Raw genomic sequence first — 15,359 nt, forward strand, 5'->3', positions numbered from 1 at the left:
TGCGATGACTTAAGAGGTGACCGCCGCGGAAGGAATACAGCAGCCATTCAGTGCGCTGTGCAGTTCTGAGGCCAAACCCGCGCCGCCGGTACATTCCCAGCCCGGCGGTCGTCGGCTCCAGTCCTTTCCAGGACCGGGCCGGAAGCCGTTTCCATCGTTCCGAGAGGTTGTTCGTGTCGGCCAGCACATCCCGTACGCTCCCGCCGGAGATCGCCGAGTCCGAGTCTGTGATGGCGCTCATCGAGCGGGGAAAGGCTGATGGGCAGATCGCCGGCGATGACGTGCGTCGGGCCTTCGAGGCTGACCAGATTCCGCCAACCCAGTGGAAGAATGTTCTGCGCAGCCTCAACCAGATCCTCGAGGAAGAGGGTGTGACGCTGATGGTCAGTGCCGCGGAGCCGTCCAAGCGTGCCCGCAAGAGCGTCGCAGCAAAGAGCCCGGTCAAGCGCACCGCCACCAAGACTGTCGCGGCCAAGACAACCGTGACCAGGACGGTCGCGGCCTCTGCCGCCCCGTCGGCAGAGACCGTGGACGTGGTGGCTGACGACGCTGCCGCGGCCGGCCCTGCGAAGAAGGCAGCAGCCAAGAAGACGGCTGCCAAGAAGACCGCCGTGAAGAAGACGGTGGCCAAGAAGACAGCAACGAAGAAGTCCGGAAAGCAGGACGACGAGCTCCTCGACGGCGACGAGGCGGTCGAGGAAGTAAAGGCCGGCAAGGGCGAGGAAGAGGAGGGCGAGGGCGAGAACAAGGGCTTCGTCCTCTCCGACGACGACGAGGACGACGCACCTGCGCAGCAGGTCGCCGTCGCCGGCGCCACCGCCGACCCGGTCAAGGACTACCTGAAGCAGATCGGCAAGGTTCCCCTCCTCAACGCCGAGCAGGAGGTCGAGCTCGCCAAGCGCATCGAGGCCGGTCTGTTCGCCGAGGACAAGCTGGCGAACTCAGACAAGCTCGCTCCGAAGCTCAAGCGCGAGCTGGAGATCATTGCCGAGGACGGCCGCCGCGCCAAGAACCATCTGCTGGAGGCCAACCTCCGTCTCGTGGTATCCCTGGCCAAGCGCTACACCGGCCGCGGTATGCTCTTCCTGGACCTCATCCAGGAAGGCAACCTCGGTCTGATCCGCGCGGTCGAGAAGTTCGACTACACCAAGGGCTACAAGTTCTCCACGTACGCCACCTGGTGGATCCGTCAGGCGATCACCCGCGCCATGGCCGACCAGGCCCGCACCATCCGTATCCCGGTGCACATGGTCGAGGTCATCAACAAGCTCGCCCGTGTCCAGCGCCAGATGCTCCAGGACCTGGGCCGCGAGCCCACGCCGGAGGAGCTGGCCAAGGAACTCGACATGACCCCCGAGAAGGTCATCGAGGTCCAGAAGTACGGCCGTGAGCCGATCTCCCTCCACACTCCGCTGGGTGAGGACGGGGACAGCGAGTTCGGTGACCTGATCGAGGACTCCGAGGCGGTCGTCCCGGCCGACGCGGTCAGCTTCACGCTCCTCCAGGAGCAGCTGCACTCGGTGCTCGACACGCTCTCCGAGCGTGAGGCCGGTGTGGTCTCGATGCGCTTCGGCCTCACCGATGGTCAGCCGAAGACCCTGGACGAGATCGGCAAGGTCTACGGCGTGACGCGTGAGCGCATCCGTCAGATCGAGTCGAAGACCATGTCGAAGCTGCGCCACCCGTCGCGTTCGCAGGTGCTGCGCGACTACCTCGACTAGGTCGCAGGAGTACGCGGACCGAGGGCCCGGATCCCCATGGGGGAGCCGGGCCCTCGGCCTATCAACGCGTGCGGTCGGCGGCGGGCGGTATGACTCTGGGTGGGAATGGTTCACCACAGAGTCAGGAGCACGCATGTCCCGTACCGTCTTCCGTACCTTGACCGGGGCGTTCGCCCTGGTTGCCGCCACAGCCCTGATACCGCTCGGATTTCCCGCCCGGGCGGCCGAGGACGGCATCGTCATCGGCGGTCAGCCCGCACACGTCAAGGACAGCCCCTGGGTTGTGGCACTGTCCAGCCGCGACCGGTTCGGAGATGCGCGCGCCGGCCAGTTCTGCGGCGGTGTCGTGGTGGCGCCGAAGAAGGTGATGACCGCTGCGCACTGCCTGAGTCGCCAGGCGCTCGGCGTTGATGTCGGCAGCGTGCGCGATCTGCGGATCATCGCGGGCCGCGACGCCCTGCGCGGGACGGGAGGCCAGGAGATACCCGTACGGGAGACGTGGACCAATCCGGGGTTCAGCCCCACCACGAACGCGGGGGACCTGGCTGTGCTCACACTCGCCGACGCGCTCCCCGAGAAGAACGTGATCCCGATGGCCGAATCCGGCGATGCGGCGTACGCACCGGGCACCGAGGCAGTCGTCTACGGATGGGGTGACACAACGGGCAACAGCGACTACGCGTCGTCGCTGCGGTCCGCGAAAGTGAGCGTTCTGCCCGACGCCGCGTGCGCGCAGGCCTACCCGGGCGGCAGGAACGGCACGTACGACGCCTCAGCGATGCTCTGCGCGGGCGAACTGCTGGGCGGGTACGACGCATGCCAGGGCGACAGTGGAGGGCCGCTGGTGGCCCGTGGGCGGCTCATCGGACTCGTGTCCTGGGGGAACGGCTGTGCCCGGGCGGGGAACCCTGGCGTGTACACACGGATCTCCGCCGCGATCGGCTGGATGCCGGAAGGCAGCTGAACGGCATCACCGCGTACGAGAACGGGCGGCTCCCCCCTTCGGGGAGCCGCCCGTCGGCAGGTCCGGGACCTGGCCCTTGCTCGTCGTGGATGCGAGGTGTCAGTGTTGTTCCTCTTCGGCGGCTTGGGCCTGCACAGCCGTGAGCCGGTCCGTCTCATCCTGTATTTCCGCGGCGATCTTCTTGAGTTCCGGCTCGAACTTGCGACCGTGGTGGGCGCAGAAGAGCAGTTCACCGCCGCTGATCAGGACGACGCGCAGATATGCCTGGGCGCCGCAACGGTCACAGCGGTCTGCTGCGGTCAGCGGGCTCGCGGGGGTCAGAACAGTAGTCACGTCGCCTCTTCTCTAGCTCGACGAGCTGTCGTACCAGGGTCAACATCCAACCAGGCCGAAAACGTTCCCGCTCGTGGCTTTTCTTCGAAACTTCTTCTCGAGATGGCTGTCTGTTGCCGGTTGGCGGCGAATGTGCCGTATTGCGTAGCGCTACGGTTTCGCGTTGCTTGTCTTGGTGGGATCCTCCCGGCTGGCTTGCCGGTTTGTTCATGAGGACGTGCCCGGAGCCTAAATGGTTCATGCCTGGAAGGGAACGTGATGTTCGCGTCACTCCTACGAGGGATCGAACGTGTATGCGAGGCTGGACTAGTGTGAGGGTTGTCGAAGGGTGGCGTTACAACCGCTCTACCAGGCCTCGGTACCCTCTCAGCGGCGACCGAAGCCGAGCCCGTTATCCACTGGGCCCCAAATGAAATTCAGCGAGGAGCGAACCGCGTGACCGCCGATACGTCCGTGCCGTCCACTGCGCTGCTGACCGGAGCAGACCGAGACGGTTCCAACTACACCGCGCGGCATCTGCTCGTACTCGAGGGGCTCGAAGCGGTTCGCAAGCGCCCCGGGATGTACATCGGGTCCACCGACAGCCGCGGACTCATGCACTGCCTCTGGGAGATCATCGACAACTCCGTCGACGAGGCTCTGGGCGGCTACTGCGATCACATCGAGGTCATCCTCCACGAAGACAATTCCGTGGAGGTCCGGGACAACGGGCGAGGCATCCCCGTCGATGTCGAGCCCAAGACGGGCCTGTCCGGCGTCGAGGTCGTGATGACCAAGCTGCACGCCGGCGGAAAGTTCGGCGGCGGTTCGTACGCCGCGTCGGGCGGTCTGCACGGCGTCGGTGCCTCCGTCGTCAACGCGCTCTCCGCCCGGCTGGACGTCGAGGTCGACCGCAGCAGCGCGACGCACTCGATCAGCTTCCGGCGCGGAGTCCCGGGGATCTTCACCGAGCAGGGGCCGGACAGCCCCTTCGACCCGGCAAACGGCCTGCTCAAGGGCAAGCGGGTACCGAAGGCGCGCACCGGCACCAGGGTGCGTTACTGGGCGGACCGGCAGATCTTCCTCAAGGACGCCAAGCTCAATCTGGAGACGCTCCACCAGCGGGCGCGGCAGACGGCCTTCCTCGTTCCGGGCCTCACGATCGTCGTCCGTGACGAACGCGGGCTCGACGGCGAGGGCAAGACCGAGGAGACCTTCCGCTTCGACGGTGGGATCAGCGAATTCTGCGAGTACCTCGCTCAGGACAAGGCGGTCTGCGACGTCCTGCGCCTGACCGGGCAGGGCACCTTCAAGGAGACCGTGCCGGTCCTGGACGAGCGCGGTCACATGACGGCGACCGAGGTCACGCGTGAGCTCGCCGTCGACATCGCCCTGCGCTGGGGCACCGGATACGACACCAACCTCAAGTCCTTCGTCAACATCATCGCCACCCCCAAGGGCGGCACGCATGTGACCGGATTCGAGCGCTCCGTGACCAAGACGGTCAACGAGGCGCTGCGCTCCGCCAAGCTGCTCCGCGTCGCCGAGGACGACATCGTCAAGGACGACGCTCTGGAGGGCCTCACCGCAGTGGTCACCGTGCGCCTGGCCGAGCCGCAGTTCGAGGGCCAGACCAAGGAGGTGCTCGGCACCTCGGCGGCCAACCGCATCGTCGCCAATGTCGTGGCCAAGGAACTCAAGGCGTTCCTGACCTCGACGAAGCGTGACGCGAAGGCCCAGGCCAGGGCGGTCCTGGACAAGGCCGTCGCGGCTGCCCGGACCCGCATCGCGGCCCGCCAGCACAAGGACGCGCAGCGTCGCAAGACGGCGCTGGAGTCCTCCTCGCTGCCGGCGAAGCTTGCCGACTGCCGCAGCGACGACGTGGACCGCAGCGAACTCTTCATCGTCGAGGGCGACTCCGCGCTCGGTACGGCCAAGCTCGCCCGGAACAGTGAGTTCCAGGCTCTGCTGCCGATCCGGGGCAAGATCCTCAACGTCCAGAAGGCGTCCGTCTCGGACATGCTGAAGAATGCCGAGTGCGGTGCGATCATCCAGGTCATAGGAGCCGGGTCCGGACGGACCTTCGACATCGACGCGGCCCGCTACGGGAAGATCGTCCTGCTGGTGGACGCCGACGTCGACGGCGCGCACATCCGTGTCCTGCTGCTGACGCTCTTCCAGCGGTACATGCGGCCCATGGTCGAGGCCGGACGGGTCTTCGCCGCGGTGCCCCCGCTGCATCGGATCGAGTTGGTCCAGCCGAAGAAGGGCCAGGACAAGTACATCTACACGTACTCGGACAACGAGCTGCGCCAGCGGCTGCTGGAACTCCAGCGGAAGAACGTCCGGTACAAGGACTCGATCCAGCGCTACAAGGGCCTGGGCGAGATGGACGCCGACCAGCTGGCCGAGACCACGATGGATCCGCGCCACCGCACCCTGCGGAGGATCAACATCGGCGACCTGGAAGCGTCCGAGCAGGTCTTCGATCTGCTGATGGGCAATGAGGTGGCGCCGCGCAAGGAGTTCATCACCAGCTCCGCGGCCACCCTGGACCGCTCGCGCATCGACGTCTGAGCGACGCCGTCTCCACCCACGGGTGGAGACGGCGCCTCCACCCGTGATCAACCCCTGAGCCGATGCTCCGGCCCGGCCGCTTCCGTAGCGTCGAAGGCGTTCAACCTTCCCGCACATCGGAGGCAGCCATGTCAGGGCTCGTCAATGTCCTGCTGATCGGCGCAGTGATCGCTGTCGTCGTCGTTCGCCAGTGCTCGGCACAGCAGATCTCGGACGACAGGCGTTGGTGGATCCTGCCGGGCGTTCTCCTCGTCCTGTCGCTGCGCGAGCCCGGACTGGCGGATCCGCGTCACGCGGCGCTGTCCACGGCGATCCTGGGCGCTGAGCTGGCGGTTGGGCTCGTGACAGGCGCCGGCTGGGCCTGGACCACCAGGCTGTGGCGCGAGGCGGACGGCTCGCTGTGGAGCAAGGGCACCAAGTCCACCGTCTTCGTCTGGGCAGGGGGACTGGCGCTGCGGGCGGCTCTCTACGGGGCTGCCGCACTGCTGGGCATATACCAGGGCACCGCGGCCCTTCTGTCTGCCCTCGCTGTGACGTTGGCGGTGCGTGGCGGTGTGCTGATGTGGCGGGCCGGGCAGATGCGTCCGGCGTACGGTGATGCCGCCGACGGGATGATGCCGAGGCCGGCATGGAGGGACCGCGTGTGACGCGCACGACCTGGACCAGCTGGCCGTCCTGGGAAGCCCTGGCAGGGACGAGCCGCACCCGTCCGCGAAAGGCGATCACCTGGTCCGTCCGGGCGGGACTGCTCACCGCCATGCTCTGGGGCACATTCAGCGGCGGACAGTTCGGGCCCTGGGAGATCGCGCTCGGTCTGGTGGGCGTACTGGGCTGCGCGTTCGCTTCATGGGCGTTCTTCCGGACCAGCCTGGAACACCGGCTGTGGCCGTCGCTCGGACTGCTGGCGCTGTTGATGCTGGCGGCGTTCGGGGCGCAACAGGCCGGTGCCGATGTGCCCGCGGTGATCCTGTGGTGCGGCTGCGCCATCGCTGCACTGGAGCGGTTGCCGCTCACGGCGGGCCTCCCGGCCACGGCCGTCGCACTCGGCGCGTACGCCGCCGTCAACACCGATGGCTGGCTCTCCACCGCCATGTCCACAGCAGGTCTCTCGCTGGCGGGCTATGTGCTCCGGCTGGATGCCGAGGCGCGGGGCAGTGCCCAGAGGCTCCTGGTGCAGGAGCGTGCGGCCCGCGCGGCGGAGGCGGAGACGGCCGCGCTGGACGAGCGGGCCAGGATCGCGCGGGAGATACACGATGTGCTCGCCCACAGCCTCTCCGCCCAGCTGGTGCATCTGGAGGCGGCGCGGCTGCTGATCGAGCGGGAGCCCGCGGGGGAGTTCCGGGACCAGGTACTGGAGCGGGTCGTGGCTGCGCGTTCCATGGCGCGTGAGGGGCTCGTGGAGACCCGTCAGGCTCTCTCCGCGCTCCGGGGGGAGGTGTCTCCCGTGGAGGACTTCCTGCGGCAGTTGGTGGCCGTGGATCCGGGGGAGGTCAGTGTGGCGGGGAAGCAGCGGACGCTGACGGCCGAGGCGTCGCAGACGGTCCGGAGGGTGGCGCAGGAGGCCCTGACCAATGTGCGCAAGCACGCACCGGGGGCCAGGGTTCTCGTGCGGCTGGAGTATCTGCCGGACGAAGTCGCCCTGGAGGTCAGGGATTCGGGTGGACGAAGACCCGAGGGCGAGCTGTCCGGCAGTGGCTCCGGATACGGTCTGCTCGGGATGAGGGAACGGGCCGAGCTGATGGGCGGGACGCTGGAGGCCGGCCACGGCGAGGAGGGTTTCGTGGTGAGTCTGCGGGTGCCCGCGTGAACGCGCGGGTCGTGGTAGCCGACGACCAGTCGGTGGTGCGTGAGGGGATCGTGATGCTGCTGGGGCTGTTGCCGGGAATCGAGGTGGTCGGATCGGCGAAGGACGGCGAGGAGGCCGTGGCGCTCGTGGCCGAACTGGCCCCCGATGTCGTTCTGATGGATCTGCGGATGCCCCGGTGCGACGGGGCGGAGGCGACACGGCGGATCCGTAAAGACCATCCAGGGACCCAGGTGGTGGTGCTCACGACATTCGCGGACGACGACTCGCTCTTCCCCGCGCTGCAGGCCGGAGCCCGCGGCTATCTCACCAAGGACGCCGGGGGCGAGGAGATCGTGCGGGCCATCCAGGCCGTACTGTCCGGCGAAGTCGGCCTCTCGCCGAGCGTGCAGCGCCGTCTGCTGGAGCGCGTGACCACGGGCCCGCCGCTGCCCCCGACGGCCCCCGAGCCGCAGTTGCCCGACGGACTGACACCACGTGAGCTGGAAGTGCTGGTGCTGATCGCGGAGGGCCTGTCCAATCTGGAGATCGCCCGCAAACTGCACATTTCGCTGGCCACCGTGAAAAGCCACATCAACAATCTCTTCGCCAAGGCTGGAGTGCGTGACCGGGCACAGGCCGTTCGCTATGCGTACGTTCGGGGCCTCGCACAGCCGCCCGGATGAACCGTCACCTGAAGAGGTGAAGACCGGCGAATGAAGTGCCCGGGATCTTCCCGATCTGCCCATTCTTGGGTACACGGCCGAAGTGGTCCGTGGACAAGGGGAGTTGTTCCGTGGAGAAGGAAGCAGGGCGTGAGGCCGCAGCGATGCGACTCGACGACCCGTGGTACGACGTGCTGGCCTCCGGATGGGGCGAGCTGGACGGTACAGGGAGTTTCGCTCCCGCCGGACCACCCGGGCCCGCAGACCCGCGGCGCGGCCACAGCGCGGCCGACATCTATCTGGAGGTGCAGCGCAGCGAGGCATTCCAGGAAGTGCGCCGCCGGTACCGGCGGTTCGTCGCCCCCGCCACCCTCGCCTTCCTAGTCTGGTACCTCGTCTATGTCGTCGCCGCGGTCACCGCGCCCGGAGTGATGGCCCGCCCGGTGGCGGGGGCGGTCAATGTCGCGATGGTCGCGGGGCTCGGGCAGTTCCTCACGACCTTCCTTCTCACCGGGGCGTACGCGCGCCACGCACGGTTGCGCAGGGACCGGGCCGCACTCGATCTGCGTTGGGAGACACAGGAGATGACGCGGGGGGCCGGGCGGTGAACGGGGACCACCAGACGCTGGCGCTCCTGCTGTTCAGCGCCTTCATCGCAGTGACGCTCGCCATCACCACCTGGGTGAGCCGTAACCGCCATGGCTCGGCGGAGGAGTTCTACGCGGGCGGTCGTCTGTTCTCCCCCATGGAGAACGGTTTCGCCATCGCAGGCGACTACATGTCGGCCGCGTCGTTCCTCGGCATCTCCGGTCTGATCGCCCTCTTCGGCTACGACGGCATGCTCTATTCGGTCGGCTTCCTCGTCGCCTGGCTCGTCGTCCTGCTGCTGGTCGCCGAACTGGTGCGCAACTGCGGCCGGTTCACGCTCGCCGACGTGGTGGCGGCGCGGATGGCGGAGCGCCCGGTCCGGATCGCGGCGGGCACTTCCTCCGTCACCGTCTCCGTGCTCTATCTGGTGGCGCAGATGGTGGGTGCGGGCAGCCTGGTCGCTCTGCTCCTCGGCGGTACGAGCGGCGCCGCCCGCTCCTGGACCGTCATCGGCGTCGGGGCGCTCATGGTCATCTATGTGTCGCTCGGCGGGATGCGCGCCACCACCTGGATCCAGATCGTCAAGGCCGTTCTGCTGATGGCGGGAGCGATCGTGCTCACCGTTCTCGTCCTGCTCCGCTTCCACGGCGATTTCAACGCCCTGCTCAACTCCGCCGCCGAGCGGAGCGGGCACGGAAGCCGGTTCCTCGGGCCAGGTCTCCGGTACGGCGGAACGTGGACCGCGCGCATCGACTTCATCAGCCTGGGGCTGGCCCTGGTACTCGGTACGGCCGGGCTGCCGCACATCCTGTCGCGGTTCTACACCGTGCCCACCGCCCGTGCGGCCCGCCGTTCCGTCGTCTGGTCGATCGGACTCATCGGCAGCTTCTACCTGATGACGATCGCGCTCGGATTCGGGGCAGCCGCTCTGGTCGGTTCGGCCGATGTGCGGGCGTCCAACGCCGCGGGCAACACGGCGATCCCGCTGCTGGCCATGGAGCTCGGCGGCGGTGAGGGGTCCACCGGAGGCGCGATCCTGTTCGCCGTGGTCGCCGCAGTCGCCTTCGCGACCATCCTCGCGGTCGTCGCGGGGATCACCCTCGCCTCGTCCGCCTCCGTGGCCCATGACCTCTACGCCTCGCTCAGGCACCCGGGCGCCAAGCAGTACAGCGAGGTCGCCGTGGCCAGGGTGGCCGCGGCCGCGATCGGGGTGGCCGCCATCGGGCTCGGTCTGGTCGCCCAGGACCTGAATGTGGCGTTCCTGGTGGGACTCGCCTTCGCCGTCGCGGCCTCGGCCAACCTTCCGGTGCTCCTGTACTCCCTGTTCTGGCGGAACTTCACCACCCGGGGCGCGGTCTGGTCCGTCTACGGCGGGCTGATTCCCGCCGTGCTGCTCGTGCTGCTCTCCCCGGTTGTTTCCGGCAGCCCCGCCTCGCTCTTCCCGGGCGTCGACTTCCAGCTCTTCCCGCTGGAGAACCCCGGACTGGTCTCCATCCCCCTGGGCTTCCTGGCCGGCTGGGTCGGAACGGTCACCTCCACCGATCCGCCCGACGAAGCCAAGCACGCGGAGACCGAGGTCCGTGCACTGACCGGGGCGGGCGCGGTGTAGCCCCACGCCACCGAGCCACCGCAGCGCACCACCGCACCGCACCATACGGCCAGGCCCGGAGCGGTCAGGCCTGCGCGCCGGTGGACCAGGTGTAGCGGTGTTCCGGGCGCCCCGTCTCGCCGTACCGCAGTGTCAGTCGCACCCTGCCGGTCCTTTCCAGCAGCTTCAGATAGCGCTGGGCGGTCTGCCTGCTCATGCCGGCGCTCTCCGCGATCTCCTGCGCGGAGAGCGGCCCGTCCGCGCTCCGGAGCGCCTGCCTGACCAGTTCCGCCGTGGTCGGTGAGTGCCCCTTGGGCAGATCGGGCTCGCCCGCCGCCCACAGGGCGCCGAAGAGCCGGTCCACCTCACCCTGTTCCGCCTCGCCGCCGCGTTCCAGCGTCTGGCGCAGCGCCGCGTACGCCTCCAGTTTGGTGCGCAGCCCCGAGTACGTGAACGGCTTCACCAGGTACTGCAGGGCGCCGTGGCGCATGGCCTCCTGCACGGTGACGACGTCGCGCGCCGCCGTCACCATGATCACGTCGGTGTGGTGGCCGAGCCTGCGCAGCTCCCGCACCATGGCCAGGCCGTTGCGGTCGGGCATGTAGTGGTCCAGCAGCACCAGGTCCACGCGCCGGCTCTCGATCGTGGCGAGGGCTTCGGCGGCGGAGTGCGCCTGGGCGGTCACCCGGAATCCCGGCACCCTGGAGACATAGGCCGCATTGACCTTCGCGACCCGGATGTCGTCGTCCACGACCAGGACCTCGATCACTGAGCTTCTCCCGCGATGCCGGTATGCGATTCGGTCATTTCCGGTCCCACTCCGGATCCAGTTGCTTCCGGTTCCGTCACGTCCGGTTCCGTCAGGTTCTTGTCGGCAAGGGCCTCAGGCAGCACGACGGTGAACTCGGCGCCGCCGTCCACGGCCCCGTCGACGGTGACGCTGCCACCCTGTCGTTCCGCCAGCCGCCGCACCAGGGCGAGGCCCAGGCCGCGCTTGCCGTGCGCCGGGACTTCCTTCGTCGACCAGCCCTCCGTGAAGATCGATTCACGCTGCCCGGGCGGAACTCCCGGGCCGTTGTCGCGGACCCGCAGGACCACCGTACGGGCCTCCGCGCGCAGGCCCACCTCGACCAGAGCGCCGTCCGCTCCGGCCGACGCGTCCAGTGCGTTGTCCACGAGGTTGCCGACGACCGTGACCAGCCCACGAGGGTCCACCAGCCGGTCCGGGAGCAGCGTCCCCGGGGCCATGCGCAGTGCGACACCGCGCTCCGCCGCCACTGTCGCCTTGCCGACCAGGAGCGCGGCCAGCAGCGGGTCGTGCACCTTCTCGGTTACCTGCTCGGCGGTTGCCCGGTGGACGCCCACGACCTCGGTGACGTACTCCATGGCGTCCTCGTGCATGTCCAGTTCCAGCAGCCCCAGGAGCGTGTGCAACCGGTTGGCGTGCTCGTGGTCCTGGGCCCGCAGCGCGTCGATCAGGCCGCGCGTCGAGTCGAGCTCGCGGCCGAGGTGTTCGAGTTCGGTGCGGTCGCGGAGGGTGGCGACGGCGCCGCCGTCGTCGGTCGGCATCCGGTTGGCGAGCAGGACCCGGGTGCCCTGCACCGTCAGCAGATCGTCGCCGAGTACCCGGCCCGCCAGCACATCGGCCGTCCGCCCCGCGAGCACGGTGTCCAGCGGGCGGCCCGCGGCGTCGGGGCCGAGCCCGAGCAGCCGCTGCGCCTCGTCGTTCAGCAGCCGTATCCGGCCCGTCCGGTCGAGTGCGACGACCCCTTCCCTGATGCCGTGCAGCATCGCCTCGCGCTCCGTCAGCAGCGCGGAGATGTCGGAGAACGCGAGGTCGTGGGTCTGCCGCTGGAGACGTCGGGAGATCAGATAGGCGGCCAGTGCCCCGACGGCGAGCGCACCGCCCGCGTAGGCGAACAGCCCGGGGATCGCAGCGACGAGCCGGGCGCGGACACTGTCGTACGCGATACCGACGGAGACGGCGCCCACGATGTGCTGCGCCTCGTCGTGCAGCGGCACCTTCCCGCGGGCCGAGCGGCCGAGCGTCCCGCTGTCGATCTCCATGACATTCCGGCCCGCGAGCGCGTCGCTCGGGTCGGTGGAGACGACCCTGCCGATCTCGTCGGCGTCGGTGTGCGACCAGCGCACCCCGCGCCGGTCCATGACGACGACGTACTCGGCGCCGGTGGCGCGCCTGACCCGCTCGGCCGCGGACTGCACGGGTCCGGTGGGGGACGGGTCCGTGGCGAGCAGCGACTCGGTGATCTGCGGCTGGGCCGCCGTACTCTGCGCGATGGCCAGGGCACGGCGCATCGCCTGGTCGTCGAGCTGGGCGCTGAGGGGTGCCAGGAAGAGACCGGTGGCGAGCACGGTGACGCCGGTCGCGATGGCCAGCTGCATCAGCAGGACCTGGGAGAAGACCCGCTGCGGCCAGCCGAGCCGGCGTGCTCTCCTGGCGGTGGGCGGTGGGGCGCTCATCGTATGAACGGTAAAGGGCATTCCGGTGCTTTCCGAAATTCCCCTCGCGGAGTCCCCCGTGAGCTTCCCTACGGACTGTCTATAGCGGCGGTCCACCCGTGGCGGTGGGCAGCGGCTGAGGCGGACGAGGGCCGCCGTACTGGCCGCTGGGACGCATCCGCAGGGGCCGTTCTCCGTACTCCTCCAGGGCATGGGCGATCCAGCCGGCCGTGCGGGACACCGCGAACACCGTCTCACCCGCCTCCGCGGACATGCCGCAGGCGACCGAGAGCACGGCGAGCGCCAGGTCGACATTGGCGTGCAGGGGGGCGTGCCGGGCCGTCGTGGTGACCACATCGCGTGCCGCGGCGAGCGCCGCGGCCGCCTGCGGCACCTGGGCGAGCAGGGCGAACAGCGCCCGTGCCCGCGGATCCTCGGAGGTGTAGAGACGGTGGCCGAGCCCGGGCACCCTGCGTCCGGTACGGAGGTGGTCCGCGACCACAGGGACCGCGCTGCCCCGCTCCAGGACCTCGGTCAGCATCCGGTGCGCCAGCCCGCTCGCCGCCCCGTGCAGCGGGCCCTCCAGGACTCCGAGGCCCGCGGAGACCACCGCGTACGGATGGGCACGGGCGGATGCGGCGACCCTGGCGGCCAGTGTCGACGCCGCGAGATCGTGGTCGATCAGCAGGGCGAGGGCGGCGTCCAGCGCGGCGACCGACGGTTCGTCGGCCGGCCGTGCGGTGAGCTTCGGCCACAGCTGCCGGGCCAGTCGGGCGCCGCTCGCCTCCGCCTGCTCCCCGGTTCCCTCAACCGTCGACGGAGCGCCCGCGACCCCGGGCAGTGCGCCGACCAGGGTCGGAACGAGGCTCCGCGCGCCGGCGAGCACCGACTCGCGCGAGAGGTCGAAACGGAGCGGATCGGCGGTCGCCGAGGCGACCACCGCCACGCGCAACCGGTCCGTCGAGCCGCTGTGCGGGGGCAGCGCGTCGACCGCCCGGCGCGCCGCGGCCAGCGCCTCGACCGGTGCCGTGAAGCGGATGCCGGGCCGCAGATCACCGGTCCAGAGCCACTCGGCGACCTCCTCGTAGGCGTACTGACGAGCCAGCTCCGTCGCGTCGACGCCACGGAAGTAGTAGCGGTCGCCCTCGATCAGCGTGATGCCGGTACGGAAGACCAGATCGCCGGTGGCGGGGGAGGGGGCCTTGCGGCCCGTCCGGCGGGCCAGCGCGTCGACCTCCGCGGCGTCGAACGTGCTGCCGCGTCCGCCCGGAGCGCGCCTGCTGCTCAGCTGGCCCCGACTGACGTACGCGTACACCGTCTCGGGCTTCACCCCGAGACGCTCGGCCGCCTCCCGGGTGCTCAGCCGCTGCGGAGCCATTGCCTCCGGACCGTCGCCGGACGCTGCTTGATCCTTCATGCCGACACCGTATCCATATTGATTCAATCAATGTTGACAGGATTCAAGTCAATCATGGAAGGTCGAAATCAATATCAATGAGACCCGCCGGGACGCTCACGGAGGAAGAGATGCCGACCATGACCAGCGGAACCCCGCTCGACGTACCCCGAGGCCTCGCGGGTGTCGTCGTCACCGACACGGCCCTCGGTGACGTCCGAGGACGCGAGGGCTTCTACCACTACCGGCAGTACTCGGCGATCGAACTGGCGCAATCCCGCAGCTTCGAGGACGTCTGGTACCTGATGTTCGAGGGCACGCTGCCCGACGCCGCGGCCCGTGCCGAATTCGCCGCCCGCACCGCCGCCCTGCGCCGGCTGCCCGCCGAGGTGAGCGGGGTGCTGCCCGCCATCGCGCGGGCGGGAGCTGTCTCCGGGCCCCTGGCCGGTCTGCGTACAGCCCTCTCGCTCCTCGGTGCCTCGGCCGGCTTCCGGCCGGTCTACGACATCGACACCGACCGGCGCCGCGCCGACGCACTGGCCGCCTGCGCCGCCGCCCCCACCGTGCTCACCGCCCTGCACCGGCTCGGCCGGGGCCTCGAACCGGTCGAGCCGCGCGACGACCTGCCCCATGCGGCCAACTACCTCTATATGCTCACCGGCTCGGTACCGGACCCCGCGCACGCCAGGGCCGTGGAGCAGTACCTGATCTCCACCATCGACCACGGCTTCAACGCTTCGACGTTCACCGGCCGCGTCGTCGCCTCCACCGGCGCCGATGTGGCCGCCTGCCTGGTGGCGGCCGTCGGCGCGCTCTCCGGACCGCTGCACGGCGGAGCGCCCAGCCGGGCACTCGACACCCTGGACGCCATAGGCACCCCCGACCGCATCGACGGCTGGATCCGCGAACGAGTGCTCGCGGGCGAGCGGATCATGGGATTCGGACACCCCGTCTACCGCACCGAGGACCCCCGCTCACGGATGCTGCGGGGCATTGCCCAGGGCTTCGGCGGTTCGCTCGTCGACCTTGCCGTCGAGGTCGAGCACCAGGTCGAGGCGATCCTCGCCGAGCTCAAGCCGGGCCGTGAGCTGCACACCAACGTGGAGTTCTACGCCGGAGTCGTCATGGAGCTGTGCGGGCTGCCGCGCGAGATGTTCACGCCGACGTTCTGCGCGGCGAGGGTGGTCGGCTGGAGCGCCAATATCCTGGAGCAGGCGGAGGACTCGAAGATCATCCGCCCGGCGGCCCGCTACGTCGGTACGCCCCCGCCGCAGCCGGTCCCCGTGCCCTGAGGTCCCCGAGAGA

13 protein-coding genes are annotated in these 15,359 nt (G+C 69.3%); 9 read left to right on the plus strand and 4 right to left on the minus strand.

Annotation, left to right across the window (positions count from 1 at the left end; translation table 11 throughout):
• Nucleotides 1–173 precede the first annotated feature (173 nt).
• The gene (locus tag OG978_RS30515) at nucleotides 174–1,721 is read left to right on the plus strand and encodes an RNA polymerase sigma factor (protein WP_326768270.1); all 1,548 of its coding nucleotides are present in this window, start codon (nucleotides 174–176) and stop codon (nucleotides 1,719–1,721) included.
• Between the two features lie 133 nt (nucleotides 1,722–1,854).
• Nucleotides 1,855–2,685 (plus strand): S1 family peptidase, encoded by an 831-nt coding sequence (locus tag OG978_RS30520; RefSeq protein WP_326768271.1) that lies wholly within the window; start codon nucleotides 1,855–1,857, stop codon nucleotides 2,683–2,685.
• A gap of 99 nt (nucleotides 2,686–2,784) precedes the next feature.
• Here OG978_RS30520 and OG978_RS30525 read toward each other — a convergent pair whose 3' ends face one another.
• A complete protein-coding gene (locus OG978_RS30525) occupies nucleotides 2,785–3,018 on the minus strand; it encodes a DUF7455 domain-containing protein (RefSeq protein WP_024489001.1) in 234 nt (77 codons plus the stop codon).
• A gap of 435 nt (nucleotides 3,019–3,453) precedes the next feature.
• Here OG978_RS30525 and OG978_RS30530 point away from each other — a divergent pair, with 435 nt between their 5' ends.
• The 6 genes from OG978_RS30530 (at nucleotide 3,454) to OG978_RS30555 (ending at nucleotide 10,219) form a co-directional block, all read left to right on the plus strand.
• Complete coding sequence (locus OG978_RS30530) at nucleotides 3,454–5,574, plus strand: DNA gyrase/topoisomerase IV subunit B (RefSeq protein WP_326768272.1); 2,121 nt, start codon at nucleotides 3,454–3,456, stop codon at nucleotides 5,572–5,574.
• Between the two features lie 128 nt (nucleotides 5,575–5,702).
• Nucleotides 5,703–6,221: a DUF1453 domain-containing protein gene (locus tag OG978_RS30535; protein WP_326768273.1), complete on the plus strand. Its 519-nt coding sequence runs from the start codon at nucleotides 5,703–5,705 to the stop codon at nucleotides 6,219–6,221.
• Complete coding sequence (locus OG978_RS30540) at nucleotides 6,218–7,381, plus strand: sensor histidine kinase (protein WP_326768274.1); 1,164 nt, start codon at nucleotides 6,218–6,220, stop codon at nucleotides 7,379–7,381. The genes OG978_RS30535 and OG978_RS30540 overlap by 4 nt, the downstream gene beginning before the upstream one ends.
• Complete coding sequence (locus OG978_RS30545; protein WP_326768275.1) at nucleotides 7,378–8,043, plus strand: response regulator transcription factor; 666 nt, start codon at nucleotides 7,378–7,380, stop codon at nucleotides 8,041–8,043. The genes OG978_RS30540 and OG978_RS30545 overlap by 4 nt, the downstream gene beginning before the upstream one ends.
• 143 nt (nucleotides 8,044–8,186) lie before the next feature.
• On the plus strand, nucleotides 8,187–8,630 hold the full coding sequence (locus tag OG978_RS30550) for a DUF485 domain-containing protein (protein WP_326770219.1): 444 nt from the start codon (nucleotides 8,187–8,189) through the stop codon (nucleotides 8,628–8,630).
• The gene (locus OG978_RS30555) at nucleotides 8,627–10,219 is read left to right on the plus strand and encodes a solute symporter family protein (RefSeq protein WP_326768276.1); all 1,593 of its coding nucleotides are present in this window, start codon (nucleotides 8,627–8,629) and stop codon (nucleotides 10,217–10,219) included. Before OG978_RS30550 ends, OG978_RS30555 begins: the two co-directional genes overlap by 4 nt.
• A 64-nt stretch (nucleotides 10,220–10,283) precedes the next feature.
• Here OG978_RS30555 and OG978_RS30560 read toward each other — a convergent pair whose 3' ends face one another.
• The 3 genes from OG978_RS30560 to OG978_RS30570 form a co-directional block, all read right to left on the minus strand.
• Nucleotides 10,284–10,967 (minus strand): DUF7342 family protein, encoded by a 684-nt coding sequence (locus tag OG978_RS30560; protein ID WP_326768277.1) that lies wholly within the window; start codon nucleotides 10,965–10,967, stop codon nucleotides 10,284–10,286.
• On the minus strand, nucleotides 10,964–12,679 hold the full coding sequence (locus OG978_RS30565; RefSeq protein WP_326768278.1) for a sensor histidine kinase: 1,716 nt from the start codon (nucleotides 12,677–12,679) through the stop codon (nucleotides 10,964–10,966). Before OG978_RS30565 ends, OG978_RS30560 begins: the two co-directional genes overlap by 4 nt.
• Before the next feature lie 79 nt (nucleotides 12,680–12,758).
• On the minus strand, nucleotides 12,759–14,075 hold the full coding sequence (locus tag OG978_RS30570; protein WP_326768279.1) for a citrate synthase: 1,317 nt from the start codon (nucleotides 14,073–14,075) through the stop codon (nucleotides 12,759–12,761).
• 110 nt (nucleotides 14,076–14,185) lie between these two features.
• On the opposite strand from OG978_RS30570, the gene OG978_RS30575 reads away from it, so the two are divergent.
• On the plus strand, nucleotides 14,186–15,346 hold the full coding sequence (locus tag OG978_RS30575) for a citrate synthase/methylcitrate synthase (RefSeq protein ID WP_442817767.1): 1,161 nt from the start codon (nucleotides 14,186–14,188) through the stop codon (nucleotides 15,344–15,346).
• The last annotated feature ends 13 nt before the right edge of the window (nucleotides 15,347–15,359 follow it).

It is taken from the genome of Streptomyces sp. NBC_01591 (assembly GCF_035918155.1).
Lineage (GTDB): Bacteria > Actinomycetota > Actinomycetes > Streptomycetales > Streptomycetaceae > Streptomyces.

Coding starts and splice junctions, on each gene's coding strand:
- OG978_RS30520 (WP_326768271.1), top strand. CDS start 1,855: ATGTCCCGTACCGTCTTCCGTACCTTGACCGGGGCGTTCGCCCTGGTT.
- OG978_RS30535 (WP_326768273.1), top strand. CDS start 5,703: ATGTCAGGGCTCGTCAATGTCCTGCTGATCGGCGCAGTGATCGCTGTC.
- OG978_RS30550 (WP_326770219.1), top strand. CDS start 8,187: ATGCGACTCGACGACCCGTGGTACGACGTGCTGGCCTCCGGATGGGGC.
- OG978_RS30565 (WP_326768278.1), bottom strand. CDS start 12,679: ATGAGCGCCCCACCGCCCACCGCCAGGAGAGCACGCCGGCTCGGCTGG.
- OG978_RS30570 (WP_326768279.1), bottom strand. CDS start 14,075: ATGAAGGATCAAGCAGCGTCCGGCGACGGTCCGGAGGCAATGGCTCCG.
- OG978_RS30575 (WP_442817767.1), top strand. CDS start 14,186: ATGCCGACCATGACCAGCGGAACCCCGCTCGACGTACCCCGAGGCCTC.